A 23,753-nucleotide genomic window follows, 5' to 3' on the forward strand; every position below is an offset into this window, starting at 1 on the left:
TTTCTAATTAGTTACCTTTAACTTGACTCATTACTTCTTCCGCGAAGTTGTCTTCACGTTTCTCGATACCTTCACCTACAGCGTAACGAGTGAATGATTTTAAATTACCACCAGTAGCTTCAACAAAAACGCGAACTTTTTGATCTGGATTTTTAACGAAAGATTGGTCAAGTAAGCAAACATCTTCAAAATATTTACCAAGACGGCCTTCAACCATTTTAGCAACGATATTTTCTGGTTTACCTTCATTTAAAGCTTGCTCTGTTAATACTTTACGTTCGTGTTCTACTTCTTCAGCAGATACTTCATCGCGAGAAATATAAGCAGGGTTTAAAGCAGCAACGTGCATCGCAACATCTTTAGCTGCTTGTGCATCAGTAGAACCTTCAAGAACCGTAAGAACCCCAATACGTCCACCCATGTGTAAATAAGGACCAAATGCATCAGCATCTGTTTTTGTTTCAATTACAAAACGACGTAATGTAATTTTTTCTCCGATTTTTGCAACAGCATTAGAGATTAAGTTTTCAACTGTAACACCTTCTTCAAAGTTAGAAGCTAATGCTTCTTCTACTGAAGCTGGTTCAGTTGTCAATAAATGAGTAGCTACTTGTTGTACTAGTAGTTGGAAAGCTTCGTTTTTAGCAACAAAATCTGTTTCTGCATTCATTTCTAATAATACAGCTTTATTTCCTTCAACTTGGATAAAAGTAGTTCCTTCAGCAGCAATACGGTCTGCTTTTTTTGAAGCAGAAGAAAGACCTTTTTCACGTAAGAAGTCAATTGCTGCTTCTAAATTACCCTCTGTTTGAACTAAAGCTTTTTTACAATCCATCATACCTGCGCCAGTTTTTTCACGCAATTCTTTTACCATTTGTGCTGTAACTGCCATTATAAATTCCTCCTAGTACAAATAATATCATTGTCTCAAAAAAAGGTGATAAGTGGTTTGGCCGCTTATCACCTGTTACTTACATGTGTGTTACTCAGCAGCAACTTCAGCTGGAGCTACTTCGTCTTCACCTTGTCTTGCTTCAAGTAATGCATCCGCCATTTTAGCAGTTAATAATTTTACTGCGCGAATTGCATCATCATTTGCAGGAATTACATAGTCGATTTCATCTGGATCACAGTTTGTATCAACGATTCCTACTAATGGAATGTTCAATTTACGAGCTTCTGCAACAGCAATACGCTCTTTACGTGGATCAACAACGAACATAACATCCGGAATAGCTTTCATATCACGGATACCGCCTAAGAATTTAACTAGACGTTCGTGTTCTTTTTTAAGTTGTACAACTTCTTTTTTAGGAAGTACAGAGAAAGTACCGTCTTCTTCCATTTTTTCAATCGCTTTTAGACGAGCAACACGTTTTTGAATAGTACCGAAGTTTGTTAAAGTACCACCTAACCAACGTTGGTTAATATAGTAGTTACCTGAACGTTCTGCTTCTTCTTTAATAGCTTCTTGAGCTTGTTTTTTAGTTCCAACGAAAAGAACTTTACCACCATCTTGACCTACTTGACGCATGAAGTCATAAGCTTCTTCTAATTTTTTCACCGTTTTTTGAAGATCGATGATGTAGATTCCGTTACGTTCAACAAAAATGTATTTTTTCATTTTTGGATTCCAACGGCGAGTTTGGTGACCGAAGTGTACACCAGCCTCAAGTAATTGTTTCATAGAGATTACTGACATGATTATTTCCTCCTGGTTTGGTTTAGTCTTCCGCAGTCATCATTTTTCATTAGCTACTCTATAAATAGAGCACCTGCTAAATCCATCCGAACTGCGTGTGTATTCATACCGTATTGTAATATACCATACATATTTTATACTTTCAACTATTTATCCTTAAATTTTAGAAAAAGCTCCACTTCAGTCTTGCCGATCTGCAATAGTTTTGCAATTTCATCCTTTCCTTTACCTTCTTCATCATAATACAAAACTTTTTCTTTTATCGTTACAGGCTCTTTTTTCTCAGTAGTTGCAGCCGTTTTTAAATAGCTATTTGCTGCTATTTGTTTTGAAACATACGGTTTTGGCATTTCAATTGAACGTGTAAATTCCTTCTTACTTGTTTGATTTTCAGTAATGTCATGTGTAGTAGGAACAATTGCTCTATCTGAACTATTCAGTTCGTGAATGAGCCTATTATTTTCATCTTTCATTTCTGCAATATAAGCTGCAAAAGCATCATCAATTTCTGCCAAAACTTGTTCTTGTTTTTTCTCCACATCTTTAAATTTATTAAACTTTGCATATAACAAAGCAATTAAATAAAAACTAATTAATTGAAGTAAAAATAATATTACTAATATAATAGATGTCATAATTACTCCTACCCACTAAAATCAACTAAGTTTCCTTTAAAAGGATGCTTGGTCTCTTTCATTTCTTTTTCTCTTTTTTCACGTTTATTTCTTTCTTGCTTTTCACGCTCTTGCTTTGAATCCTCTAAAACAGTTTCAGATGTATTTTGTGATTTAGTTACTGTTTCCCGATTCTTTTCTAATTGCCTTTCGGATGCAGCTTGGGCATTTGCTTGATTGACAGAGCTTTGTTGTTGTAGCTGTTCAGCTACTTTACCAGCATCAAATGTTTTTGGAATTGCAATTTGGAGCTCAACACCTTTTAAACTCATTTGACATGCCCCCTATTTAGACATTCATTATTTCGTTCCCTAATAATTTACGTAGTTTAAACAACGCCTTGGAATGTATCTGTGAAATTCTTGATGTAGATAATCCAAGCATTTCTCCAATTACCGTTAAAGTTAGCTCTTCTGTATAAAAAAGGCTTAATACCAATTGTTCATTCTCATTTAACTGATTAATTTGTTTGGCTAAATCTTGAATTAATTCATGTTTGACCATTTGTTGCTCTGGCGTTTTTTGTGAATCATCTCTAATTATAAATGATTTACTTTCCATTTCTTCATTGTCTTGAAGTTGTTCGTCTATAGACAATACATTTGAGAAAAAATGTTCTTGAACTGTTTGATACACATCTTCAATAGGCATTTCAACAAAATCGGCAATTTCTTCAGCGGAGGCATGTCTCATTAATCGTTGTTCTAACTCTTCGATTTTGACTTCAAGCTTTTTTGCCTTTTCTCTTGATGATCTAGGAAGCCAATCTTCTTTTCTTAAGCCGTCAATAATAGCTCCTCTAACTCGAAAAGAAGCGTACGTATCAAATTTCAAGTCTCTTGAGTAGTCAAATTTATTAAGTGCATCAAATAAACCCATCATCCCGAGGCTTTTCAATTCGTCTCTTGATATATTTTTAGGGATGCTTGCACCAATACGTTGAACATGATACGAAACAAGAGGCGTATATTTTCGTATTAATAAATCTCCAGCTTGAGGATCTTTATTTTCTATCCAATTTTTCCAAAGAAGGTCTTCTTCTGTCGAATATTGTTTTGCCACAATTATCCCCCTCTTCTAAGATATCTCCTGAATATGTTTATTATAGCAAATCTAACTAAAAAAGGGGCGCCGAATATAAATTCGACACCACCTAGATTCTCGGACTTTATTCGTCCTCATTCAACATAGATTTTACAACTCTTGCTAAATCTTCAGATGAAGGTAACTCGTTTATTTCTTCCGAATTTAATGTAGTTACTAAAACTTCTTCTTCGATTGGACTTTTTAAAACAAAAGCAATAATTGCACGTACAAGGAAGGTTAGTAGAAATACAATAATTGCAATAATACTTGCATTTAATAAAATACTTTTTGGATCAACAAAGGGATGAGTCGAAAAAAAATAAATACTAAAAGCAAAAAGCGCGGCCCAAAAGTTAGATAGAATTGTTCCCACCATTATATTTCTCTCACTCCTTGGTTCACGGTTCTTATTTTTAGCATACTAGTAGAAGGGTCGAATTCTATTGTTCTTCCACTATTACCACCTGTATCTTCTGAAACTATCGGTATTGTGAACTTTTTTAACTGATCTTTTACAGCATCCACATTTCTTGGACCAATTCGCATAGTATCTCTGCTTGAAGAAAACTGAAACATTTGTGCACCTCCAGCAATTTTTGCACGAAGCTTAAAAGGCTGTACCCCTTCCACTTTTAGTTGCTCAATCATTGCAGGAATTCCTGTATCCGCAAATTTTGCAATATTGATGTTTTCCCCTCGCCCCAAACTAGAATCAGGAAGCATTACATGGATTAAACCAGCTATTTTGGATTTTTCGTCATATAAGACAACCCCAACGCATGAACCAAGCCCGGAAGTCCGTATTGTATTCGGAAGTTTTGCGATATTCATATCTGCAATACCCACTTTTACTACATGACCTTGTTCATTCATATTAATTTACTCCTAATGCTAGAAAAATAGATTCAAATGATTCAGGATCCGGTAATAGGAAGAAATGTCCTCTTACACTTTCTACATTTGGCACATCTTCTTCATTAATCGCAGTATCAATTACAATGACATAGTCACTTACATGAGAGACTTCTACAAGTCCAAAACTAATAATAGCTCCAACCATATCAATACTAAGAGCTGGAACAGTAGGATAGATTTTTAATCCGGTGAAATCAGATAGTGCGGATAAATAAGAACCGGAAAGTATGTTTCCTAGTTCCTGCATAGCAGATGCACCTATTTCAGATATTTCTCCCGTTTGAAAATCAAAGTGATCATCTTGGACCAATCTTCTAATAAAACGATTTGCTTGTTCTACTGGTAACACAAAAAACATACTACCAGTAACGTCCCCCTCTATTCGTAAAAAAATTCCAGCTACAACACTATCTGGTCCTCCTGCAAGTTCCATCATTTCATCAAATGAAACCATTTCTACTTTTGGAACCTTCATGTCAATTTTTTTATTTAATAGTGTAGATAATGATGTCGCTGCATGAGCTGCTCCAATGTTACCTATTTCTTTTAAGACATCTAAATGCATCGAAGTAATATTTTTTTCGTACATAACTTATACACCTGTCTTAATCGGGTTTAATACTAGATTCAAATGAAGAAGAATTAGCAAACGACGATCCAGTTTTGCTACACCTGCTATAAAATCTTGCTCCAACCCTCCTACTACTTCGGGTTGCGGCTCAATAGCATCTGTTGGGATATCCAATACATCATTAGCAGAATCAACAATTACACCAACATTCATATTGTCTAAAGTGATAATAATAATTCTACAAGAATCGTTTAGTTCACTTTCCCCAAGTCCAAATCGATTTTTTAAATCGATAATTGGCGTCACTACACCTCTTAAATTAATTACACCCTTAACATATGAAGGTGTTTTTGGAACACGTGTAATATGAATTAATTTTTCTATACCTTGTACATGACTTACAGGTATTACATATTCTTTTTCTGCTAACTGGAAAACAACTACTTTCACACTTTTAACGTCTAAAGCTTCTGTCATATAGTTTACGCATCCTTCCAAAGAGAATTGCTCTTAAATTATGGCTCTATTATTTATTGCTGTTTATATTAAATAGTTGGTTTTGTAATTAAAATAGATGAAAATGAATCGTTTATAAAATGTGTTAAATACACGGTTGTGCACTTGCCGCACGCTTCGCATGAGCATCCGAAGGGTGAGTCGCTCCTTTAAGGGGTCTCATTCTTCGCGCTCTTGCGGCGTGTAAGGCGCACAACCTGGGGCATAGACGGATTCAGCAAGAAGTAAACTAGGTTGCTCTACCTGAATATGGCGAGAGCAACGAACTTTACTTCCACTAGCTTTCACAGGTGCACATGTTGTTTTGCGACGAGATTTGCGCAGGCCTAAATAATTAATGCATTGCAGTCTATTATAAGAGCTACTTTACCATTACCTAAGATTGTCGCTCCTGAAATTGCAAATACACTAGTCAAATATTCTCCAAGCGATTTTAGTACAACTTCTTGTTGGCCAATAAACGAGTCCACTACTAAACCAGCTAGTTTATCTCCTTTACGTACAAGAACTACTGAGTGGAATTCATCTTCATTACTTTCTCTCGGAACATCAAAAACGTCCTCAAGGAACACTAATGGGACAACTTTACCACGGAAATCTATTACTTTTTGATTATGTGCATTTAGAATATCGGATGATCGGATAATAGCTGTTTCAATAATTGATGATAAAGGAATTGCATAAATCTCTTCTCCAAGCTCTACTAACATGACAGAAATAATGGAAAGCGTTAAAGGTAACTGTATAGAAAACAATGACCCTTTTCCTTCTGTAGATGTAATATCAATTGTGCCACCAAGTGACTCGATAGTCGTTTTCACAACATCTAAACCAACGCCGCGGCCAGATACATCTGAAATCTTATCAGCTGTTGAAAAACCGGAAGATAGTATAAACTCTGCTACTTGTTTATCACTTAAAGTGGAAGCCACCGCTTCCGAAACAAGCCCTCTAGAAATCGCTTTTTTAAGAACTTTTTGACGGTTAATACCAGCACCGTCGTCTTCAATTTCGATAAAGACATGATTTCCACTGTGATAAGCACGTAGTACTACTGTGCCTTCTTCTGACTTACCATTAGCCATTCGAATTTCTGGACTTTCTATACCATGATCTAATGAATTTCGAATTAAGTGAACGAGTGGATCGCCAATCTCGTCAATAACTGTACGATCTAATTCTGTCTCGGCACCTATTACTTCAAGGTTAATCTTTTTGTTCAAATCTCTTTCAAGTTGACGAACCATTCTTGGGAAACGATTAAAGACGGTTTCCACTGGTACCATTCGCATATTTAAGATAATATTTTGAAGATCACCAGTAATTCTGGACATGCGTTCTACAGTTTCATCTAATTCACTATTATGCAGTTCTTCTGAAATTGATTGAAGACGACCTCTATCTATTACTAACTCTTCAAATAAATTCATCAGAATGTCTAACCGTTCAATATTTACACGTATTGTTTTATTCCCTGCAGGATGGTTCCCTTTAGCAGGTGTAGATTTTTCTGTTGTAGCAGGTTTTGTATCATTCGTATTATCTACTTGCTCTTTTTCTAATACTAGTTGTTGAGAACCTTCTACTTTGTCTCTTTCAATGTTTTGACGATTTTTTAATTGCTCAATTGTTACAGGATTGACTTTTACTTCTGTAACCTCAGAAACTTTCAGTAATTTCTTTTGTACATCATCTTTCGGTTCTGTAGAAACTAAAGCAATATAGAAAACGTTATCAAATTGTTCATCCTCTAACTTTTCAACGGAAGGAGAAGATTTAATTACATCTCCCATTTTTTCAAGTAATTCAAACACCATATATACACGTGCTGCTTTTAATAGACAATCTTCTCTAAGCTGAACAGAAATTTCATATGTGTGATAGTCCTGTTCAAACGATTGCTGAATCACTGTAAGCTCATAATCATCATAAGAAAGCCAGTTCGAATCATTCGTTTCCGCTTGTTCTTTTGTTTCAACAGTAGTAGCAGCAACAGGTACTTCTTCGCCAGTTTCAATTTTATGTAACTTTTGTACGGTATCAGTTACATCTAACTTTCCATCTCCACCAGCTGCAATATCTAGGACCATTCCCTCTAATTGATCTACTGCAACAAATACAACATCTAATAATTCTGGTGTTACATCTAATTTATTGTTTCGGATTAAATCTAAAATATTTTCCATTTTATGTGTCAAATTTGCAATGTCCTCGTAGCCCATAGTAGCGGACATACCTTTTAGTGTATGTGCAGAACGAAAGACTTCATTGACGATCGCAAGATTGGATGGATTTTTTTCTAGTTCTAATAAATGTTCATTGCAAGCTTGTAAATGTTCTTTACTTTCTTCTATAAACATTTCTAAATATTGATTTGTATCCATGGATTAACACCCCTTTAAGGTAAGTATTGTATTATTGCCTGTGCTATATTATCTAAATCTACTACTTCATTTACTAAATTAGTTTCAACAGCTGCTTTAGGCATACCATATACGATGCATGTATTAGCAGATTCCGCAATAGCGACTACATTTCCCGTTTTCTTTAATTTTTGAAGTCCAAGAGAGCCGTCTGATCCCATACCAGTCATTATAACTGCGATTTTATCGAAATCATTAAACTTACTATTATCTTCAAATAAAACATCTACAGCTGGTCTGTGTCCTACTCTAGGGGGTTCAACGTTATCTAAAACGATCGTATATACGCTTCCCGTTTTTTTTAATCGTAAATGATAACCTCCTGGTGCAATATAGGCATGTCCATTTCGTAAAATATCACCATCTGCAGCTTCCTTCACTTCTATTTCAGATAGTTGATTGAGCCGATCTGCTAATGACTTAGTAAAGCCAGCCGGCATATGCTGTACAATAAGTACAGGAGCTTTTAATGTTTTTGGGAGCTTAGTGATTACTTCTTGAAGTGCTCTCGGACCGCCTGTCGAAGTACCTATTAAAACTATTTTCTTATTATTTTTATTCCAATTGTTCACTTTATTTGAAGTAGTAGCATGTGTTGTTTTATGCAGCAAAGAACCAGTTTCTACTTTTGATGAAACTTGTTTCTGCCTATTCAATTTTACTAGTGAGATATTTGCTGCGTTTTCAACTTTTTGAACTAATTCTTCTTTAATTTTATGTAAATCCAAAGAAATTGTGCCGCTTGGTTTAGCTACAAAATCGACTGCTCCATGTTCCATAGCAAGTAGTGTGCTTTCGGTACCTTTTTGAGTTGTACTAGATAGCATCACGACAGCAACAGGTGTTTTCGACATAATTTCTTTTAAAGCTTCAATCCCATTCATTTCTGGCATCTCAACATCCATGGTTACCACATCTGGTTGAAGTGTTTTAATTTTTTGAATGGCATCTTTTCCATTACGGGCAATCCCTACTACTTCAATATCTTTACTGTCTTTAAAAAAATCGGTTATTAGCTTTCGCATAAATGCGGAATCATCAACAATTAATAGCTTCTTTTTTTGTAAGGACATCGCTCATTCATGACCTCCTCGAAAAGAGATTTTTCAATCGAGAAATGAATCTGCTTTGTCTAGGAATACTTTCTTCTTCCATTTCAAAATCAGAGAACTTATTGACTATTATTTTTAACTTTTTTGTAATTTCCGCTTCTGGATATAGTATTGAAAATGGAACTTGCTCTTTTACTGATTTTCGTACAACTGGATCTTCAGGTAATGAACCAAGTAGAACCACTTCTTTCGCTAGAAACTTAGACATTGCTAATTTTAGTCGAGAAACTGTTTCAATTCCTTCCTCTTCATTGAAAGCTCTATTACATAGAAGAAAAAAGTTCTTATCAGGATCCTTGTAGTATATGAATTTCATCATAGAGTAAGCATCTGTAATAGAAGTTGGCTCTGCAGTTGAAATTACGATAATGTCATCAACAGATACTAGCAAATCCAATGTTTGATTAGTAGCTCCTGCACCCATATCAAATACGATATAATCATAGTTTTTCTGTAAAAACTCGAATGCTTCGATTAATCTAGTAAACATACCTTCATTCCATTCCATTACGCCTGATAAACCAGAGCCCCCAGAAATATATTGAAGATTATTTGGTCCATCGAATAACACTTCTTCTAACGATGCATCACCTACTAAGTAATCTTTCAAATTTGTCTGCACTGTTTTACCAAGTAAAATATGGATATTACCCATGCCAATATCCATATCGATCAATACAACTTTCTTGCCCAAAGAACTTAACATCGTAGTAAAGTTCATAGAAAAATTACTTTTTCCAACTCCTCCTTTACCACTTACAACCGCAATAGAACGACCTAATTTATTTTGAGTACGAAGCATTTTCATTCTTAATTCTTCAGCTTGATCTCTCATAACGAATCCCCTTTAAAAGCAAATTGAGTAATTCATTTAGATTAGCTTCAACAATATCCTCAGGGACTTCTTGCCCATCCGTATAGTAAGCAAGTCCCTTCTTATATTTAACCATTAAATTAATGATTGAGCCAATAGAATTTGTTTCATCTAGCTTCGTGAATATAAATTTTTCAATTGGGAAGTCCGTAAATTGTTCAATAATCACTTCCATATCCTTTTGCTTAGATGTCGTAGACAACACTAGGAAGGTTTCAGTATCTTCTTCTAGATTAATCAACTTTTGAAGATCTTCCACAAACTTAATTTCTTTATAGTTCCGACCTGCAGTATCAATGAACACAATATCTAATGATTGGTACTTTTCCATTGCATCTTGTAAATCTCTCTCGCTATAAACAATTTCAATTGGAGCTTGTAGAAGTCCTGCGTAAGTTTTTAGTTGCTCAATTGCAGCTATTCTATATGTATCTGTTGTGATAAAACCAACTTTTTTCTTTTTTTCTAATACTGCACGGGCAGCCATTTTTGCGATTGTTGTTGTTTTTCCTACCCCAGTCGGACCCAAGACATTAATATATTTCTTATTAAAGGACATACCACCAATAGGAAGCTGTTCTAAAAGTGAAGAAAGACATTTCTTTGTTCGATTACATTGCTCATCCATGCCTAACTTCTCATTGTTACTTTTCATATGCACAAAAAGCTCATCACTAACTGTTGTGATAAGCTCATCTGCTAACTCTTGTTCCTTTAAATGTTGAATAAGAGCTCCAAACTCAGGTGGATAATTTTCATCCAATGGAGAACGTTGAATAGATTTCACCATATGCTTTAAGTCCTCTAATTCTTTTTTAATTTCGTCTGTAGCATTACTTGTTTGAAATGATTGTATGGAAGGATTTTCTTTAGGAACAATAGTTGTGTCATAAGAATCCATCCCTGCTAAAACTTCAATTGATTTCTTCTTAAATAGCCCTAAAAACCCTTTAGAATAAACAACTTTTGAATTTAAAATGACAGCGTCTTCGCCCAATTCTTTACGTATTAATTTCATTACTTCAGGCATTGTTGTTGCTGTATATTTTTTCATTTTCACTCTACATTCACCACCCCAACGCTTTGTACCTCAATGGACGATTCTAGTTCATTGTAAGAAAGAATCGGAATTTGAGGGAAATATCGCTCCGTCATTTGACGTAAATACATTCGAACTGCAGGAGAACACAAAATAATTGGTGACTGCTCCATCAAAGAAGCGCGTTCTATTTCTCTTGCCATAGATTCTAAAATGGCTTGTGAATCATTAGGATCGATTGATAAATAATTTCCATGATCTGTTTGTTGAATGTTATCGGCAACGATTTTTTCTACTCTTCCTGAAACGGTTAATACTTTTAATACATTACTATTACCTGCATACTGCGAGGTTATTTGCTTTGCTAAAGACTGTCTAGTATATTCGGTTAATATATCGACATCTGATGTCATTTTTGAATAGTCCGCCAATGTTTCAAAAATAATAGGCAAATTCCGAATAGAGACATGCTCTCGAAGTAAATTTCCTAAAACTTTTTGAATTTCCCCAACAGTTAGTGGTGTAGGAGTTAATTCATCCACAAGAATTGGGTAAGTTTCTCGGATGTGATCTATAAGTTGTTTTGTTTCTTGACGACCTAATAAATCATGCGCGTTATTACGAATAATTTCCGTCATATGCGTAGAAACAACACTAGGTGGATCAACTACTGTATAACCCAGAATTTCAGCTTCTTCTTTTACAGATTCCGTAATCCATTTAGCCGGTAATCCAAAGGAAGGCTCAATTGTATCTATTCCTTCAATGGAATCATCATCCCCAGGACTCATAGCCAAATAGTGATCAAGTAACAATTCGCCCCTAGCCATTTCGTTTCCTTTAATTTTGATACGATATTCATTTGGCTGTAATTGAATATTATCTCGAATACGAACGACAGGGATAACAATACCTAGCTCAAGTGCAAGCTGTCTTCTTATCATCACAACACGGTCTAGTAAATCTCCCCCTTGGGCTGCATCAACTAAAGGAATAAGACCATAACCAAATTCAAACTCTATTGGATCAACATTTAGGAGATTGATAACATTTTCAGGGCTTTTCATATTATCCGTAGTAATTTCTTCTTCGAATTCTTCTATTTCATTCGGATCTTCTTTACTTGCTTTACTCATCATATAAGCCCCAATTGCGAGTGCAATCGAAACTGGGAATGTTAATATTATTCCAATAGGAGTAATAATACCAAGAAGAGCAATAGTAGCTGCTGCAACATACAGGAGTTTTGGTTGATTAAATAATTGCCCCGTAATGTCTCCACCGAGATTGCCTTTAGATGCTGCCCTTGTAACAACGATACCAGTTGCTGTAGAGATTAATAATGCAGGAATTTGAGATACAAGACCATCTCCAACAGTTAATGTAGAAAAAAGAACCGCAGCTTCAGCAAAAGGAAGACCTAATTGTACAACTCCAATAATGATTCCAAATACAAGGTTAATAATTACAATAATTATTCCTGCTATTGCATCCCCTTTTACGAATTTTGTAGCACCATCCATTGCTCCGTAAAAGTCAGCTTCTCCACTTACTTTTTCACGTCTTTCTCTTGCTTCTTTTTCAGAAATCATCCCAGCATTTAAATCTGCATCAATGCTCATTTGTTTACCAGGCATAGCATCAAGTGTAAAACGAGCGGCAACTTCAGACACACGTTCCGCCCCCTTAGTAATTACGATAAAATTTATAATTACTAAAATAGCAAATACAACTAAACCTACTAATATATTCCCACCTGTCACGAAAGTACCGAACGTTTCAACTACTTTACCAGCGTCACCTTCAGCTAGAATTGCTCTAGTAGTCGACACGTTCAGTGCGAGTCTAAATAAAGTTACAAGTAATACAACGGTAGGGAAAACGGAAAACTGTAAAGCCTCTTGCATATTCATAGAAGTCATTAATATCAATAAAGCTATTGTAATATTAATTATTATCAGAAAACTTATCAACCAATGAGGAAGAGGTATTACTAGCATAGCCACAATTGAAATTACAGCTGCTAAAACGGATATATCGCGGATTTGCATATACTTCCACCTCAATCTTTACATCTAAATTTTTTGTTTAATACGGTAAACATAAGCTAATACTTCTGCAACTGCTTTAAAAAATTCATCTGGAATCCGTTGGCCAATTTCCACTTGATCATACATAGCGCGGGCAAGCGGACGATTTTCAACCATTACTACATCATTTTCCCTTGCTATTAGCTTTATCTTTTGTGCTACAAAATCAGCACCCTTTGCCACTACGATCGGAGCATCCATTGAGTCATCATCGTACTTTAAAGCAATAGCAAAATGGGTTGGATTTGTAATAACCACATCTGCAGTAGGAACTTCTTGCATCATTCGACGCATCGCCATTTCCCTTTGGCGCTGTCTGATCCTAGATTTTATGATGGGATCTCCCTCAGAGTTTTTATGTTCATCTTTAATATCTTGTTTCGACATTTTAAGATTTTTTTCATAATCATATCGCTGATAAAAGAAATCTAAAATAGATATAAATAATAAGACACAGGAAGCTGCAATTCCCATCATTCCAGTTAACCAACCAACTGTGGAAAGTGTATCCCATGGTGTTTTAAAAGATAGAGATAATACTTGTTCTAAATTCATCCAAATGATGAGCGTAGTAACGGAACCTATAAAAGAAATTTTCAACAATGATTTTAATAGCTCTATAATTGCTTTTAATGAAAATATTCTTTTTAATCCTTGAATAGGATCAATCTTTTTCAAATCAAACTTTAATGGTTCAGTTGTAAATAATAAACCAAATTGAAAAAAGTTAGCCGCGATAGCTGCAACAACAGCAACACCCATAATAGGTAACAATATTACTGCCATTTCCATAAGTAAGTCTTTATAAATTTGAACAGTCGTTTCAATTGTTAATGTCTCTATCAACATATATTTTGTAAACGTAACATCAAAAAAAGAAAATATTTCTTTTCTTAAAAATCCTGCACTAAAAAACAAAAAAACAAAAACAGCTAATAATACAATAGCGCTTGTAACATCTGCACTTTTTAACACTTGTCCTTTTTTACGAGAATCTTGTCGCTTTTTAGGCGTCGCTTTTTCTGTCTTTTCACCAGCGAAAAACTGTAAATCTAATCGCATATCAAACAAATTAGCCACCACCTAATATAATCATTAAATCCCGCATACTAACTATCATTATTTGAAACATTTTTTGAACAACGGCCATGAGAACACCAATCATCACGAGAAGAACTAGAAAACTTACCCCGATTTTAATAGGAAAACCGACGACGAATATATTTAGTTGAGGAACCGTTCGAGCGGTTATCCCCAAAGCGATATCTACTAAAAACAATGTCGCAACGACTGGGATTGACATTTGAAAGGCTACTGCAAATACTCCTGCAAAAGTCTTCATAATGAATTCAACATAGTTCTCTTGCCCAAAAGCAAGTAATGTCATATCCATGGGAATAAACTGATAGCTATAAAAAATACCATCCAATAGCAAATGGTGACCATTTAAAGCTAGTAATAATAAGAGAGCCAAAGTGTTCAAAAATTGACCAATCAATGGACTTTGGGCTCCTGTTTGCGGATCAATAACATTCGCAATGGCAAATCCCATCTGAAAATCGATAAACCCTCCAGCAATTTGAATGGCTGACATAATTATATAAGCTAGTAAGCCAATAAATAATCCAACCATCACTTCTTTGATTATTAATAATATGTAATCCCCGTTTATTTCAAATGGCGCTACATCCATTGTATAGTACATCATCCACGAAAGTATCACTGCAAAAGCAATACGATGTGTCGCAGGGATTGTACGATGAGAAAAAAGCGGTAAAGTGACGAAAAATGCGGATACACGAGCAATTATAAGTAATAATACGGTTAGTTTAGGAATAAGTTCATCCATTGAGCTAACCAATATATCTTATTAAATTTTCAAAGATATCCGCAGCATATGTAGTTACTTGAGACAGCATCCACGGTCCAAAAAAAACGATTCCTACTAGGACAGCAATTATTTTCGGAACAAATGCTAATGTTTGCTCTTGAATTTGCGTAGTTGCTTGAAAAATACTTACGGCAAGACCAGTAATTAAAGCAATTAAGAGAAGAGGACCTGATGTAAGAAGAATGACCCAAATAGCGCGTTCTGCAATCGAGATTACCATTTCATTATTCATTACTTTCAGCTCCTAAAAACTTTGTAAAATGGATTTCATGACTAAATACCAACCATCCACTAAAACAAACAATAATATTTTAAATGGTAGTGAAATCATTACTGGTGGAAGCATCATCATACCCATAGACATTAATACACTAGCAACTATCATATCTATTACTAAAAAAGGTATAAATATCATAAAACCAATTTGAAATGCTGTTTTAATTTCACTCAGTGCAAAAGCCGGAACCATTATCGTTAATGGAATATCATTTATAGATTCTGGTCGCTCCACCTCTGTATAACGTAAAAACAGTTCTAAGTCTTTTTGTCTTGTATGTTTACTCATAAACTCTTTAAATGGCACACTAGCACTCTCATATGCTTCCTCTAATGTAATATCTTCATTAAATAGAGGAGTAAGAGCTTTTTCATTTACTTCCTGAAATGTTGGGGCCATTATGAAAAAAGTTAAAAAAAGAGCTAAACCTATAATGACTTGATTTGGTGGCATTTGCTGTGTTGCAAGTGCCGTTCGAACAAACGATAGAATAATAACGATTCTAGCAAACGAGGTCATAAGTATTAAAATGCTTGGTGCCAAAGATAAAACCGTAAGCAATAGCATCAATTTGATTGAAGTGGAGACACTCGATGGATCACTGTCCGAAAAAAACTGGACGAAATCATTCATTTTCTTCTCGCTCCTTTGTCTTCCAATCCTTTAATACATCACTACGGTCTTTTTTGATTTCTTGTAATCTTTTTTGGAACGTTTCGTTAAATGAAGGATCGTTTTTTACTTTGTTATTTGCCTTCGGAGAGATATTACCTTTAAAATGATTAAAAATCTCCGCTATGTAAGGCACTGTCTTTCCAATTTCTTGTTTCTCTTCATAGATTTTCGTCAGTTTAGTTATCTCTTCAGGATCCGTTATTTCTTTTAATAATGAAACATCTTCCCCCACACCAACTAAAAATAACGAGTTGCCTACTTGAAGTAATTGCACAGACTTACCTTGACTAATTCCAACTCCACCTAAATTCTGAACAAGTTGGTTCGTTTGAAAAGTTCTATTTCTACTATTTACAAAACGTAAAAGTCCATATAACAAAAGAATAACGAAAAGTAATGCAAAAATCATTTTCACATAATCCCAAGCTGTTACAGAAACACCACCAGAACTTATTTCTTCTTTTGTTTTGTCGGTTTCTTCAACTGGTGCCTTGTCCTTCTCTTCTTGAGTATTGTTAAAGTATTCTTCAACACTTTTATTAGAATCAGTTGCTGCATAAACCTCTACTTTTAATGGATAAAACGCAAGTAAACAAACGAAACAAAAAACGAGGGTAAATTTCCTCATCCTATTATTACCCGATTGCTTTTGAAATTGCTTCAATTACACGGTCCGCTTGGAATGGTTTAACGATAAAATCCTTTGCCCCTGCTTGTATTGCATCAATAACCATAGCTTGTTGCCCCATCGCTGAACACATAATAATAATTGCATTCGGATCCTTCGCTTTAATTTCTTTTAATGCAGCTATTCCGTCCATCTCCGGCATTGTTATATCCATTGTTACTAAATCTGGCTTCAATTCAGCATACTTTTCAACTGCTTGAATTCCGTCACCAGCTTCTCCAACTACTTCAAAGCCATTTTTTGATAAAATATCTTTGATCATCATACGCATAAACGCAGCGTCATCAACTATTAAAATTCTTTTAGACATGTTTTGTTTCCTCCATTAACTATCTTAAATTATGAATTCGTTCTGCTTGACTTAAAATATCTGTTATACGAACTCCAAAGTTTTCATCGATTACGACAACTTCACCTTTAGCAATATGTCTATTATTCACTAGAATATCAACTGGTTCACCTGCTAGTTTATCAAGTTCAATGATGGATCCACTTGTAAGTTCTAGAATATCTTTTACTGTTCTTTTCGTACGACCTAATTCTACTGTTACTTGAAGAGGTATATCAAGTAGCAAATTTAAATTTCTTGATTCACTTTGAGTTAAACTAGGTGCATCAAAACTTGCAAATTGCGCTTGTTGTACTTCCACTTGTGGAGCTTGTGGACGAGGTTGCGTAAATTGCATTTGCGGTTGAGGTTGTTCTTTTACTGGTTGTTGATTTGATGGACTTGGAGCAGTTTCTACTCTTTCTTCCATAATCGTAGCAGCAACCTGGTCTTCTTCATCCTCACCCATTAATGATTTAACTAATTTTAATCCAAATTCTAAAGGTAATAATTGCATGATATTTGAATCAATCAAATCCCCAACTTTTAATCGGAAAGAGATTTTTATCAATAAATCTTCATTTGGAATTGCGTCTGTTCCTTCGCCAACTTCTAAGTTCATTAAATCAATTGAAGGTGGAGAAATATCTACTTTTTTATTGAAAACGGTAGACATTGAAGTTGCTGCTGAACCCATCATTTGATTCATCGCTTCTTGAACAGCACTTAATTGAATTTCACTAAGTTGTGGTTGTGGATCTATACCATCTCCACCTAACATTAAATCAGCAATAATAGCAGCATCGGATTGTTTAATAACAAGTAAGTTCATCCCTATAAGTCCAGCAGTATATTGTACTTGAACAGCTACATATGGATGTGGAAACTCTTCTTTCAATTTAGAACGATTAATCATATCAATATTTGGAGTCGTAATATCAACTTTCTGACCTAATAATGAAGATAATGCAGTTGCCGAACTACCAAAGGAAATATTTCCAATTTCTCCAAGTGTATCTATTGCAAAAGAATCTAAATAATCTTCTACATTAATAATCTCTGAATTTGTAGATTTTGCTTCATCTGTTGTCGTCCCTCTAAGGAGGGCTTCAATTTCTTCTTGGGAGAGCATATCATCACTCATCATCATCCTCTCCTCCTTTCAAAGTTTCAATGACTTGTACAGCCATTCTTTTTTTTAGTTTACCAGGTTGTGCAGTAAATTTCGGTATTTCACCAACATTAATAGTAAGTGGATCATCTATTTTTGAATTCAATTGGATTACATCACCTAGTTGTAAAAACAGTAAATCCTCTATTGAAATATCTGTTCTTCCTAATTCCGCAACCACTGGAATTTCAGCTGATTTTACTCGTTTCTCTAATACTTTTAATTGTTCCGGAGAAACTTCTTTTTTGTTTGTTTGCATCCAATAACGGACAGATAAGTTAGGTACAATCGGCTCTAAAACGACATGAGGTATACATATATTAATCATCCCGCTAGTTTCTCCAATTATAGTATTAAATGAAATAACAACGACTGTTTCATTTGGTGAAATCATTTGCAAAAATTGTGGATTAACTTCAAGTTCCGTTAGAATTGGATCAATATCCGCAATATTGGCCCATGCTTCCCGAAGATTATCAAATGAACGCTCAAATAAGTTCGTCATAATTTTAGTTTCAATTTCTGTCATATTATTAACTTTTGCATAAGCTTCCCCTTTACCACCCATTAACAAATCTAACATAGAATAGGCGATATTCGGGTTTATTTCCATTAGAATATTCCCTTCAAGTGGAGGTACTTCAAAGACATTGATCAATGTCATATGAGGTACGGAACGAATGAATTCTTCAAACGGAATTTGATCAACAGAAACTACTGAAATTTGTACGTAAGATCTTAATTGGGCAGAAAAAAATGTTGTTAATAAACGAGCAAAGTTTTCATGGATTCGCGTTAAGCTACGGATCTGATCTTTAGAAAAACGAAGTGCACGCTTAAAATCATACACTCTAACTTTTCTTGCTTCTTGTTCACTCTTCATTTCATCTGCAGTCATTTCTCCTGTGGAAAGCGCACTTAACAACGCATCAATTTCGGATTGAGATAATATATCTCCTGCCAATCTGCCCACCTCCATTCAAAAAAGTTACTTTACTGAATTATATAAGAAGTTATATAAACTTGTTGAACTTCTCCATCATTCATCAATTCATTTATTTTAGTTTTCAAGGATGACTGGAATGTCGCTTTCCCCTGCTTACCTTCTAAATCTTCTGGAGTCATTTCAGAAAGCTCTGTAATAACAATATTTTTAATTTGAAAATCACGTTTTGTTAATTCATCTGCAGCTTCTTTGCTATCCGTTTGTACTTTTAATGATATACGGATAAATTTATTTCCAGCTAAATTTGTTGTAATTTCAGGTATGTCTATGGAAGATTCAACAATTTCATCTATTGTTGGTCCTGTTTCCTCATCTGGCTTGTTTAGCTGAGAAAGAATAAGCAATGCCACAACTCCAATTAATGTAATACAAACTAAAATAATTAGCATGATGGTTAGCAGTTTATTTTTACTCTTCATGTTCTTCACCTCTTAAATGGGGGTTCGATAAGATATGTATATCTTTGTAAAACTGAATGATTTTTTTGGCCACATCTTCTCTAGATTCTAACGCAACATACTTATGACCATTTGTGAGTGTTATCGTAGTATCCGGAAAAGATTCAACCGTCTCTATGTATAATGCATTCAACGTAAACTCTTTGCCATTCAAACGAGTCAAATTTATCAATATAAAGGGCCGGCCATAAAAAGGAACGGCCCAACCCTCCCTTACTTTGAACTAAGATTTTAATAAATTATCGTTTTAAGTTAACAAGTTCTTCTAAAATTTGGTCAGAAGTTGTAATAATACGAGTGTTCGCTTGGAAACCACGTTGCGCTACAATCATGTCTGTGAACTCTTCAGATAAGTCAACGTTAGACATTTCTAGGAAACCGGAGTTGATTGAACCGTTACCGCCAGCATTGGCTGAATTAAATAAAGGTTGTCCGGAGTTTGGAGACTCAGTATAGTAGTTTCCCCCAGTTTTTTCTAATCCCCCTGGATTAGCAAATTTCGCCATCGTTATTTGACCAGCCCATCTTAATGTTCCAAACTGATCCACATACGTCACTGCACCATCTTGTGAAACACTCATACTTTGAGCATTTGTAGGTATAGTAATCGGTTTATATGCAACTGTTGCTGTACCGGTAAAAGAAACCCCAGAGGGTAAATCGGTGATACTAGCTGTAGCATTTGTTGCTGTTGGACCCCCACTAGTATTAAAATCAAAAGTTGCCTTCATTTCATCTGGTGTAGGATGAAGAATTTGTGTACTTGTAGAAGTAGTACCAGATGCATTAGTTTGAGTTAAAGGCCCTTCAATAGCTGCTGAAAATCCTACTAAGTATTTCCCACTAGAATCAACTAAGTACCCATTACTATCCATATAAAAATTTCCTGCGCGAGTATACATTGTATTTTGATATCCTGTTGGTCCACCAGCAGCTGTAGCTCCGGTTCCATCAGCTACTTGAAAAAATCCGTCTCCGGAAATTCCCAAGTCCAAGGTATTCCCTGTGGATTGTAAAGAACCTCCAGAATGTATCGTATCTATTGCAGATAATTGAGAACCAAGACCTACTTGTTTTGCGTTTACACCACCACGTGTACCAGTTGCAGCAGATGCTCCAGAGGTCGTTTGCGAGATCAAATCTTTAAAAACTGTACGGCCTTTTTTAAATCCATAAGTATTAACGTTTGAGATATTATTACCGATAACATCCAATTTTGTTTGGAAGTTTTTTAAGCCTGAAATTCCTGAGTACATTGAGCGAATCATTTATTTTTTCTCCCTTCAATTTGCGTGCTAGCGTCTATCAGTCAGCTGCACATAGCATCCTTTTAAAGGTCCTGCTATTTATTAGTTCAACACAATTGTGCCGTCGATATTTGTGAATAATTGATTTTTCGCTTCCGTGCGATTCATGGCCGTAATCACTGTTGCATTTTTTGCACTTACGATTAATGCTGCTTGGTCCATCAATACTAATGAGTCATTCACACCTTTTGAGCGTGCTTCTGATACTTTGTCACTCACCAGTTGCCATTCTGCATCTGTTATGTGAATATTTCTTTCAGCTAAACGTTGATTTGCATGTTTACTTACTTTCAATTCTGTTTTCGCATTAGCCTCGTGCAACTGTTGCAAAAACGATTGTTTTGGCGATGTTACTTGTTTAGATGTGAGTGGTTGACGGATTGTTGTTTGCAGCGGAACGCGATTAATATTAATTTTGTCCATTGCATTTCTCCGTTCTTATTTATTTAATTGATGTAATTTGATCTGCAGTAATAGATGATCCACCAGTTATATTAAAGACAATTTTTCCATCTTTTTTCGATACAGATTCGACTTGAGCAGTACTTTCTGCGTCACCATTCGTATAACTTACAGTTTTTCCAATTAACAAACTTGCTTCTACTAAACTATTTGAACTTGCATTATTGGAGAGAACCTCGGAAATATTTCCTGGTGTAATAACTTTTCCATCAGCAAGTGTGAATCGTACTCCACCATCAACAAACTTAACACCAGCAATTGCCCCTGTACCTTCATTTGTAATGGGTTTACCATCTTCACCTAATTTATCTGTTAATTCATGCCATTTTACAGATTTACCAACGAAATTACTGTATTCAATCATTTGAGTCTGTTCTTGAGCTTCTGCATACTTTTCAAAAGCTTTTGTCAAGTTCGTCATTTGCTCTAATGATGAAAACTGAGCCATTTGTGCAATGAATTCGTTATCTTTCATTGGATTCGTTGGATCTTGGTTTTGTAATTGGGCCATTAATATTTTCAAAAACTCATCTTTTCCAAGCGTACTATTCCCTGTCGTGCGTGATGCTTTTTGCTGTGACAAGTACATACTGCTTTTGATAGGATTCATTTCTGCCATATATTAAACCTCCACTTCTTTTAAAAAGTCTTCGAAGGTAGCAACTTCTTCCTTCTCGTCCTTATTAGTTTCTTGTCGTTCTTGTTGTTGTCTAAATGATTCTTGGAAAGACTGATTTCTTTCTTGTCTAGCTGAATCTTGTATTGCTTGTGTAATCTCTATCTTCTCGATTTGGATGTTCTGATTAACTAACCCTTGCCTTAAATGATTGGAATTAGAATCTAACAAATCTTTGCCAAGTGTAGTTGATGCCAACATTTTGGCAGTAAGCATTCCATCTTTTTGAATCAATTCAATTCGAATGGTTCCGAGCTGTTCTGGATAAAGCTTGATGACCAGTCTGTTTGCTCCACCTGCTTGTCCAAACTGAACACGATTCATGACTTTTTGTAAGTCCTTTAGGAACTCTTCCGATTGTGCAGTTTTTTCAGTAGGCAGTGTAACTGAAACTGTTTCTACTTTTGTTAGAACAATCGTTGAAGCCTGTCCTTGTATAGGAGAAGTTACTTCTTTCGTCTCTATTACTTTTTCGGTTGTAGTAGCTACTTGTTTAATGATAACTTGTTGAACAACTGGTTTCATTGCTTGATCTAATGAAAGCTTATTCATAGCAGTATTTATAGCCTTATCGTTAGACATATCAGTTTGAAGTGTCAATGGAAGTTTAACTTCTTTAGATACCCCATCCTTGAGGTCTTTCACTAATTGATTTAAATCAAATAAAGTAGATTCTTGTTTTAGTGTCAAATCAGACTTTTTTCCAATAAGTTGCACAATCTTCAACAATTGCAATGCTTGGCTAGCTTCAACAGGTGTTGCTGGTCCTTGTCCGTTTAAAGAAATAACAATAGCATCTTTAAGCTGGCTAGCTTGTACATTTATTCCTGCTAACAAATCCCATACATTTGAATCTGATAAATCTTCTTCTGTATTAGCATTTTCACCTAAGAGCTTATTTAATAATTCTTTCAGTTCTTTTGGATTTACTATCAATTCTTTAGTACCTATTAGACTTTCCGCATCTCCCAATGAATCTACATCTAAAATGTTCAGTAAATCTTGTACTAGTTTTAGTTGAGAATCATCTGTTATTGGCACTGACTGAACTTGCTCATTAGATAGTACTTGTCCAAAAACATTTCCAAATAGTTGATTATTAGTATTCATAACTGGTAGTTTACCTTTTGGTTGGACCACAATATTATTTCCTAAATTTGCAACTGCTGCGATATTCAATAATTCACCTCCTCTCAAATGAAAACAACTTTTATTGCTTTGTCATTAATTCTGTAAATTTTGCTGCTTCTTCTGGAGTCATCTTTTCATAGATTTTCGCAACCGTATCTGGTTTTAAGCTATTTAATATTCTTAATGCTTCTGCATCACTCATTTTTGTAATTACTGGTGCTGCAGATTTTGCAGACATTTTTTCAAATGTAGATACTATTTCAGCATATTCTTGATTTGTGCTCGTTTGTTGTCGTTGGAGTTTTTCTATTTCATCCAACAAACGTTGCTGTTCGACTAATAGATCCTCATTTTCTTTCGCAGAGTTATTTATGTCTGATTGTAAGTTAGCTATTTCCGCTTCTTTTTGTTGTATTTCAGCTTGCAAAGAAACGACTCTTTCCTCTAATCGATTCGTTTTTACATCATCTGTAACGATTTCTGGTTGGCCAGCTCCTGTTAAATCTTTTGCCTTTTCGAAAATATTTATATTTGCAATTTGAGCAACTATCAAGAGAAGAGCTAAAGCAAATAAAAAAGGAATGATAAACCAATAAAAAAACATTTTTATTTTGCTTACACCTTTTGTATCATCGTCCACTTTCTTAATGTTTTTAATAGTTTTGTTCCGTTTAGCCATGC

The 23,753-nt window shown here is 35.0% G+C and carries 29 protein-coding genes; all 29 read right to left on the reverse strand.

Features of this window, described 5'->3' with window-relative positions; all coding sequences use genetic code 11:
- Positions 1-7: 7 nt before the first annotated feature.
- The 29 genes from tsf to WAX74_RS02745 all read right to left on the reverse strand — a co-directional run bounded on the left by tsf (position 8) and on the right by WAX74_RS02745 (position 23,751).
- Entirely contained in the window at positions 8-892 is an 885-nt protein-coding gene (gene tsf, locus WAX74_RS02605) for a translation elongation factor Ts (RefSeq protein ID WP_336496090.1), read from the reverse strand.
- Between the two features lie 90 nt (positions 893-982).
- Entirely contained in the window at positions 983-1,702 is a 720-nt protein-coding gene (gene rpsB / locus WAX74_RS02610) for a 30S ribosomal protein S2 (protein ID WP_053589953.1), read from the reverse strand.
- 146 nt (positions 1,703-1,848) lie between these two features.
- On the reverse strand, positions 1,849-2,337 hold the full coding sequence (locus tag WAX74_RS02615; protein WP_336496091.1) for a DUF6115 domain-containing protein: 489 nt from the start codon (positions 2,335-2,337) through the stop codon (positions 1,849-1,851).
- A gap of 8 nt (positions 2,338-2,345) precedes the next feature.
- Complete coding sequence (locus WAX74_RS02620) at positions 2,346-2,648, reverse strand: RNA polymerase subunit sigma (protein ID WP_336496092.1); 303 nt, start codon at positions 2,646-2,648, stop codon at positions 2,346-2,348.
- A 16-nt stretch (positions 2,649-2,664) separates the two neighbouring features.
- Complete coding sequence (locus WAX74_RS02625; RefSeq protein ID WP_336496093.1) at positions 2,665-3,438, reverse strand: FliA/WhiG family RNA polymerase sigma factor; 774 nt, start codon at positions 3,436-3,438, stop codon at positions 2,665-2,667.
- A 106-nt stretch (positions 3,439-3,544) separates the two neighbouring features.
- Complete coding sequence (locus WAX74_RS02630) at positions 3,545-3,838, reverse strand: hypothetical protein (protein ID WP_336496094.1); 294 nt, start codon at positions 3,836-3,838, stop codon at positions 3,545-3,547.
- Positions 3,838-4,335, reverse strand: coding sequence for a chemotaxis protein CheD (locus WAX74_RS02635; protein WP_336496095.1), 498 nt, complete (start codon positions 4,333-4,335; stop codon positions 3,838-3,840). Before WAX74_RS02635 ends, WAX74_RS02630 begins: the two co-directional genes overlap by 1 nt.
- Before the next feature lies 1 nt (position 4,336).
- Positions 4,337-4,966 (reverse strand): chemotaxis protein CheC, encoded by a 630-nt coding sequence (locus WAX74_RS02640; RefSeq protein ID WP_336496096.1) that lies wholly within the window; start codon positions 4,964-4,966, stop codon positions 4,337-4,339.
- Between the two features lie 3 nt (positions 4,967-4,969).
- Positions 4,970-5,425, reverse strand: coding sequence for a chemotaxis protein CheW (locus tag WAX74_RS02645; protein ID WP_336496097.1), 456 nt, complete (start codon positions 5,423-5,425; stop codon positions 4,970-4,972).
- A gap of 365 nt (positions 5,426-5,790) precedes the next feature.
- Positions 5,791-7,848 (reverse strand): chemotaxis protein CheA, encoded by a 2,058-nt coding sequence (locus WAX74_RS02650; RefSeq protein WP_336496098.1) that lies wholly within the window; start codon positions 7,846-7,848, stop codon positions 5,791-5,793.
- A 14-nt stretch (positions 7,849-7,862) separates the two neighbouring features.
- Positions 7,863-8,960: a protein-glutamate methylesterase/protein-glutamine glutaminase gene (locus WAX74_RS02655; protein ID WP_336496099.1), complete on the reverse strand. Its 1,098-nt coding sequence runs from the start codon at positions 8,958-8,960 to the stop codon at positions 7,863-7,865.
- Between the two features lie 7 nt (positions 8,961-8,967).
- Positions 8,968-9,834 carry a MinD/ParA family protein gene (locus WAX74_RS02660; RefSeq protein ID WP_336496100.1) on the reverse strand — a complete coding sequence of 289 codons (867 nt, stop codon included), beginning with the start codon at positions 9,832-9,834 and terminating at the stop codon, positions 8,968-8,970.
- Entirely contained in the window at positions 9,818-10,933 is a 1,116-nt protein-coding gene (flhF, locus tag WAX74_RS02665; protein ID WP_336496101.1) for a flagellar biosynthesis protein FlhF, read from the reverse strand. Before flhF ends, WAX74_RS02660 begins: the two co-directional genes overlap by 17 nt.
- Positions 10,930-12,963 (reverse strand): flagellar biosynthesis protein FlhA, encoded by a 2,034-nt coding sequence (flhA, locus tag WAX74_RS02670; protein WP_336496102.1) that lies wholly within the window; start codon positions 12,961-12,963, stop codon positions 10,930-10,932. The genes flhF and flhA overlap by 4 nt, the downstream gene beginning before the upstream one ends.
- 24 nt (positions 12,964-12,987) lie before the next feature.
- Complete coding sequence (gene flhB / locus WAX74_RS02675) at positions 12,988-14,064, reverse strand: flagellar biosynthesis protein FlhB (RefSeq protein WP_336496208.1); 1,077 nt, start codon at positions 14,062-14,064, stop codon at positions 12,988-12,990.
- 10 nt (positions 14,065-14,074) lie between these two features.
- Entirely contained in the window at positions 14,075-14,851 is a 777-nt protein-coding gene (fliR, locus tag WAX74_RS02680; RefSeq protein ID WP_336496103.1) for a flagellar biosynthetic protein FliR, read from the reverse strand.
- Positions 14,852-14,855: 4 nt separating this feature from the next.
- Positions 14,856-15,125: a flagellar biosynthesis protein FliQ gene (gene fliQ, locus WAX74_RS02685; protein ID WP_053589966.1), complete on the reverse strand. Its 270-nt coding sequence runs from the start codon at positions 15,123-15,125 to the stop codon at positions 14,856-14,858.
- A gap of 12 nt (positions 15,126-15,137) precedes the next feature.
- On the reverse strand, positions 15,138-15,803 hold the full coding sequence (gene fliP, locus WAX74_RS02690; RefSeq protein WP_336496104.1) for a flagellar type III secretion system pore protein FliP: 666 nt from the start codon (positions 15,801-15,803) through the stop codon (positions 15,138-15,140).
- The gene (locus tag WAX74_RS02695) at positions 15,796-16,473 is read right to left on the reverse strand and encodes a flagellar biosynthetic protein FliO (RefSeq protein WP_336496105.1); all 678 of its coding nucleotides are present in this window, start codon (positions 16,471-16,473) and stop codon (positions 15,796-15,798) included. Before WAX74_RS02695 ends, fliP begins: the two co-directional genes overlap by 8 nt.
- Positions 16,474-16,480: 7 nt before the next feature.
- Entirely contained in the window at positions 16,481-16,843 is a 363-nt protein-coding gene (locus tag WAX74_RS02700; RefSeq protein WP_336496106.1) for a response regulator, read from the reverse strand.
- A gap of 19 nt (positions 16,844-16,862) precedes the next feature.
- Complete coding sequence (fliY, locus tag WAX74_RS02705; protein WP_336496209.1) at positions 16,863-18,005, reverse strand: flagellar motor switch phosphatase FliY; 1,143 nt, start codon at positions 18,003-18,005, stop codon at positions 16,863-16,865.
- The gene (gene fliM / locus WAX74_RS02710; RefSeq protein ID WP_336496107.1) at positions 17,998-18,996 is read right to left on the reverse strand and encodes a flagellar motor switch protein FliM; all 999 of its coding nucleotides are present in this window, start codon (positions 18,994-18,996) and stop codon (positions 17,998-18,000) included. Before fliM ends, fliY begins: the two co-directional genes overlap by 8 nt.
- Positions 18,997-19,025: 29 nt before the next feature.
- Complete coding sequence (gene fliL / locus WAX74_RS02715; protein ID WP_336496108.1) at positions 19,026-19,457, reverse strand: flagellar basal body-associated protein FliL; 432 nt, start codon at positions 19,455-19,457, stop codon at positions 19,026-19,028.
- Positions 19,447-19,668 carry a flagellar FlbD family protein gene (locus tag WAX74_RS02720; protein ID WP_336496109.1) on the reverse strand — a complete coding sequence of 74 codons (222 nt, stop codon included), beginning with the start codon at positions 19,666-19,668 and terminating at the stop codon, positions 19,447-19,449. The genes fliL and WAX74_RS02720 overlap by 11 nt, the downstream gene beginning before the upstream one ends.
- A gap of 67 nt (positions 19,669-19,735) precedes the next feature.
- Positions 19,736-20,764, reverse strand: coding sequence for a flagellar hook-basal body complex protein (locus WAX74_RS02725; protein WP_336496110.1), 1,029 nt, complete (start codon positions 20,762-20,764; stop codon positions 19,736-19,738).
- Between the two features lie 81 nt (positions 20,765-20,845).
- On the reverse strand, positions 20,846-21,226 hold the full coding sequence (locus tag WAX74_RS02730) for a TIGR02530 family flagellar biosynthesis protein (RefSeq protein ID WP_336496111.1): 381 nt from the start codon (positions 21,224-21,226) through the stop codon (positions 20,846-20,848).
- Positions 21,227-21,245: 19 nt separating this feature from the next.
- Positions 21,246-21,884: a flagellar hook assembly protein FlgD gene (flgD, locus tag WAX74_RS02735; protein WP_336496112.1), complete on the reverse strand. Its 639-nt coding sequence runs from the start codon at positions 21,882-21,884 to the stop codon at positions 21,246-21,248.
- 3 nt (positions 21,885-21,887) lie between these two features.
- The gene (locus tag WAX74_RS02740; RefSeq protein ID WP_336496113.1) at positions 21,888-23,120 is read right to left on the reverse strand and encodes a flagellar hook-length control protein FliK; all 1,233 of its coding nucleotides are present in this window, start codon (positions 23,118-23,120) and stop codon (positions 21,888-21,890) included.
- 31 nt (positions 23,121-23,151) lie between these two features.
- On the reverse strand, positions 23,152-23,751 hold the full coding sequence (locus tag WAX74_RS02745; protein ID WP_336496114.1) for a MotE family protein: 600 nt from the start codon (positions 23,749-23,751) through the stop codon (positions 23,152-23,154).
- Positions 23,752-23,753 lie beyond the last annotated feature (2 nt).

It is taken from the genome of Psychrobacillus mangrovi, assembly GCF_037104765.1.
Taxonomy (GTDB): domain Bacteria; phylum Bacillota; class Bacilli; order Bacillales_A; family Planococcaceae; genus Psychrobacillus; species Psychrobacillus mangrovi.

Excerpts from the sequence above, each read along its gene's own strand:
- tsf (WP_336496090.1), bottom strand. The coding sequence starts at position 892 with ATGGCAGTTACAGCACAAATGGTAAAAGAATTGCGTGAAAAAACTGGC.
- rpsB (WP_053589953.1), bottom strand. The coding sequence starts at position 1,702 with ATGTCAGTAATCTCTATGAAACAATTACTTGAGGCTGGTGTACACTTC.
- WAX74_RS02615 (WP_336496091.1), bottom strand. The coding sequence starts at position 2,337 with ATGACATCTATTATATTAGTAATATTATTTTTACTTCAATTAATTAGT.
- WAX74_RS02620 (WP_336496092.1), bottom strand. The coding sequence starts at position 2,648 with ATGAGTTTAAAAGGTGTTGAGCTCCAAATTGCAATTCCAAAAACATTT.
- WAX74_RS02630 (WP_336496094.1), bottom strand. The coding sequence starts at position 3,838 with ATGGTGGGAACAATTCTATCTAACTTTTGGGCCGCGCTTTTTGCTTTT.
- WAX74_RS02635 (WP_336496095.1), bottom strand. The coding sequence starts at position 4,335 with ATGAATGAACAAGGTCATGTAGTAAAAGTGGGTATTGCAGATATGAAT.
- WAX74_RS02640 (WP_336496096.1), bottom strand. The coding sequence starts at position 4,966 with ATGTACGAAAAAAATATTACTTCGATGCATTTAGATGTCTTAAAAGAA.
- WAX74_RS02645 (WP_336496097.1), bottom strand. The coding sequence starts at position 5,425 with ATGACAGAAGCTTTAGACGTTAAAAGTGTGAAAGTAGTTGTTTTCCAG.
- WAX74_RS02650 (WP_336496098.1), bottom strand. The coding sequence starts at position 7,848 with ATGGATACAAATCAATATTTAGAAATGTTTATAGAAGAAAGTAAAGAA.
- WAX74_RS02655 (WP_336496099.1), bottom strand. The coding sequence starts at position 8,960 with ATGTCCTTACAAAAAAAGAAGCTATTAATTGTTGATGATTCCGCATTT.
- WAX74_RS02660 (WP_336496100.1), bottom strand. The coding sequence starts at position 9,834 with ATGAGAGATCAAGCTGAAGAATTAAGAATGAAAATGCTTCGTACTCAA.
- flhA (WP_336496102.1), bottom strand. The coding sequence starts at position 12,963 with ATGCAAATCCGCGATATATCCGTTTTAGCAGCTGTAATTTCAATTGTG.
- flhB (WP_336496208.1), bottom strand. The coding sequence starts at position 14,064 with ATGCGATTAGATTTACAGTTTTTCGCTGGTGAAAAGACAGAAAAAGCG.
- fliR (WP_336496103.1), bottom strand. The coding sequence starts at position 14,851 with ATGGATGAACTTATTCCTAAACTAACCGTATTATTACTTATAATTGCT.
- fliQ (WP_053589966.1), bottom strand. The coding sequence starts at position 15,125 with ATGAATAATGAAATGGTAATCTCGATTGCAGAACGCGCTATTTGGGTC.
- fliP (WP_336496104.1), bottom strand. The coding sequence starts at position 15,803 with ATGAATGATTTCGTCCAGTTTTTTTCGGACAGTGATCCATCGAGTGTC.
- WAX74_RS02695 (WP_336496105.1), bottom strand. The coding sequence starts at position 16,473 with ATGAGGAAATTTACCCTCGTTTTTTGTTTCGTTTGTTTACTTGCGTTT.
- WAX74_RS02700 (WP_336496106.1), bottom strand. The coding sequence starts at position 16,843 with ATGTCTAAAAGAATTTTAATAGTTGATGACGCTGCGTTTATGCGTATG.
- fliY (WP_336496209.1), bottom strand. The coding sequence starts at position 18,005 with ATGAGTGATGATATGCTCTCCCAAGAAGAAATTGAAGCCCTCCTTAGA.
- fliL (WP_336496108.1), bottom strand. The coding sequence starts at position 19,457 with ATGAAGAGTAAAAATAAACTGCTAACCATCATGCTAATTATTTTAGTT.
- WAX74_RS02725 (WP_336496110.1), bottom strand. The coding sequence starts at position 20,764 with ATGATTCGCTCAATGTACTCAGGAATTTCAGGCTTAAAAAACTTCCAA.
- WAX74_RS02730 (WP_336496111.1), bottom strand. The coding sequence starts at position 21,226 with ATGGACAAAATTAATATTAATCGCGTTCCGCTGCAAACAACAATCCGT.
- flgD (WP_336496112.1), bottom strand. The coding sequence starts at position 21,884 with ATGGCAGAAATGAATCCTATCAAAAGCAGTATGTACTTGTCACAGCAA.
- WAX74_RS02745 (WP_336496114.1), bottom strand. The coding sequence starts at position 23,751 with ATGGCTAAACGGAACAAAACTATTAAAAACATTAAGAAAGTGGACGAT.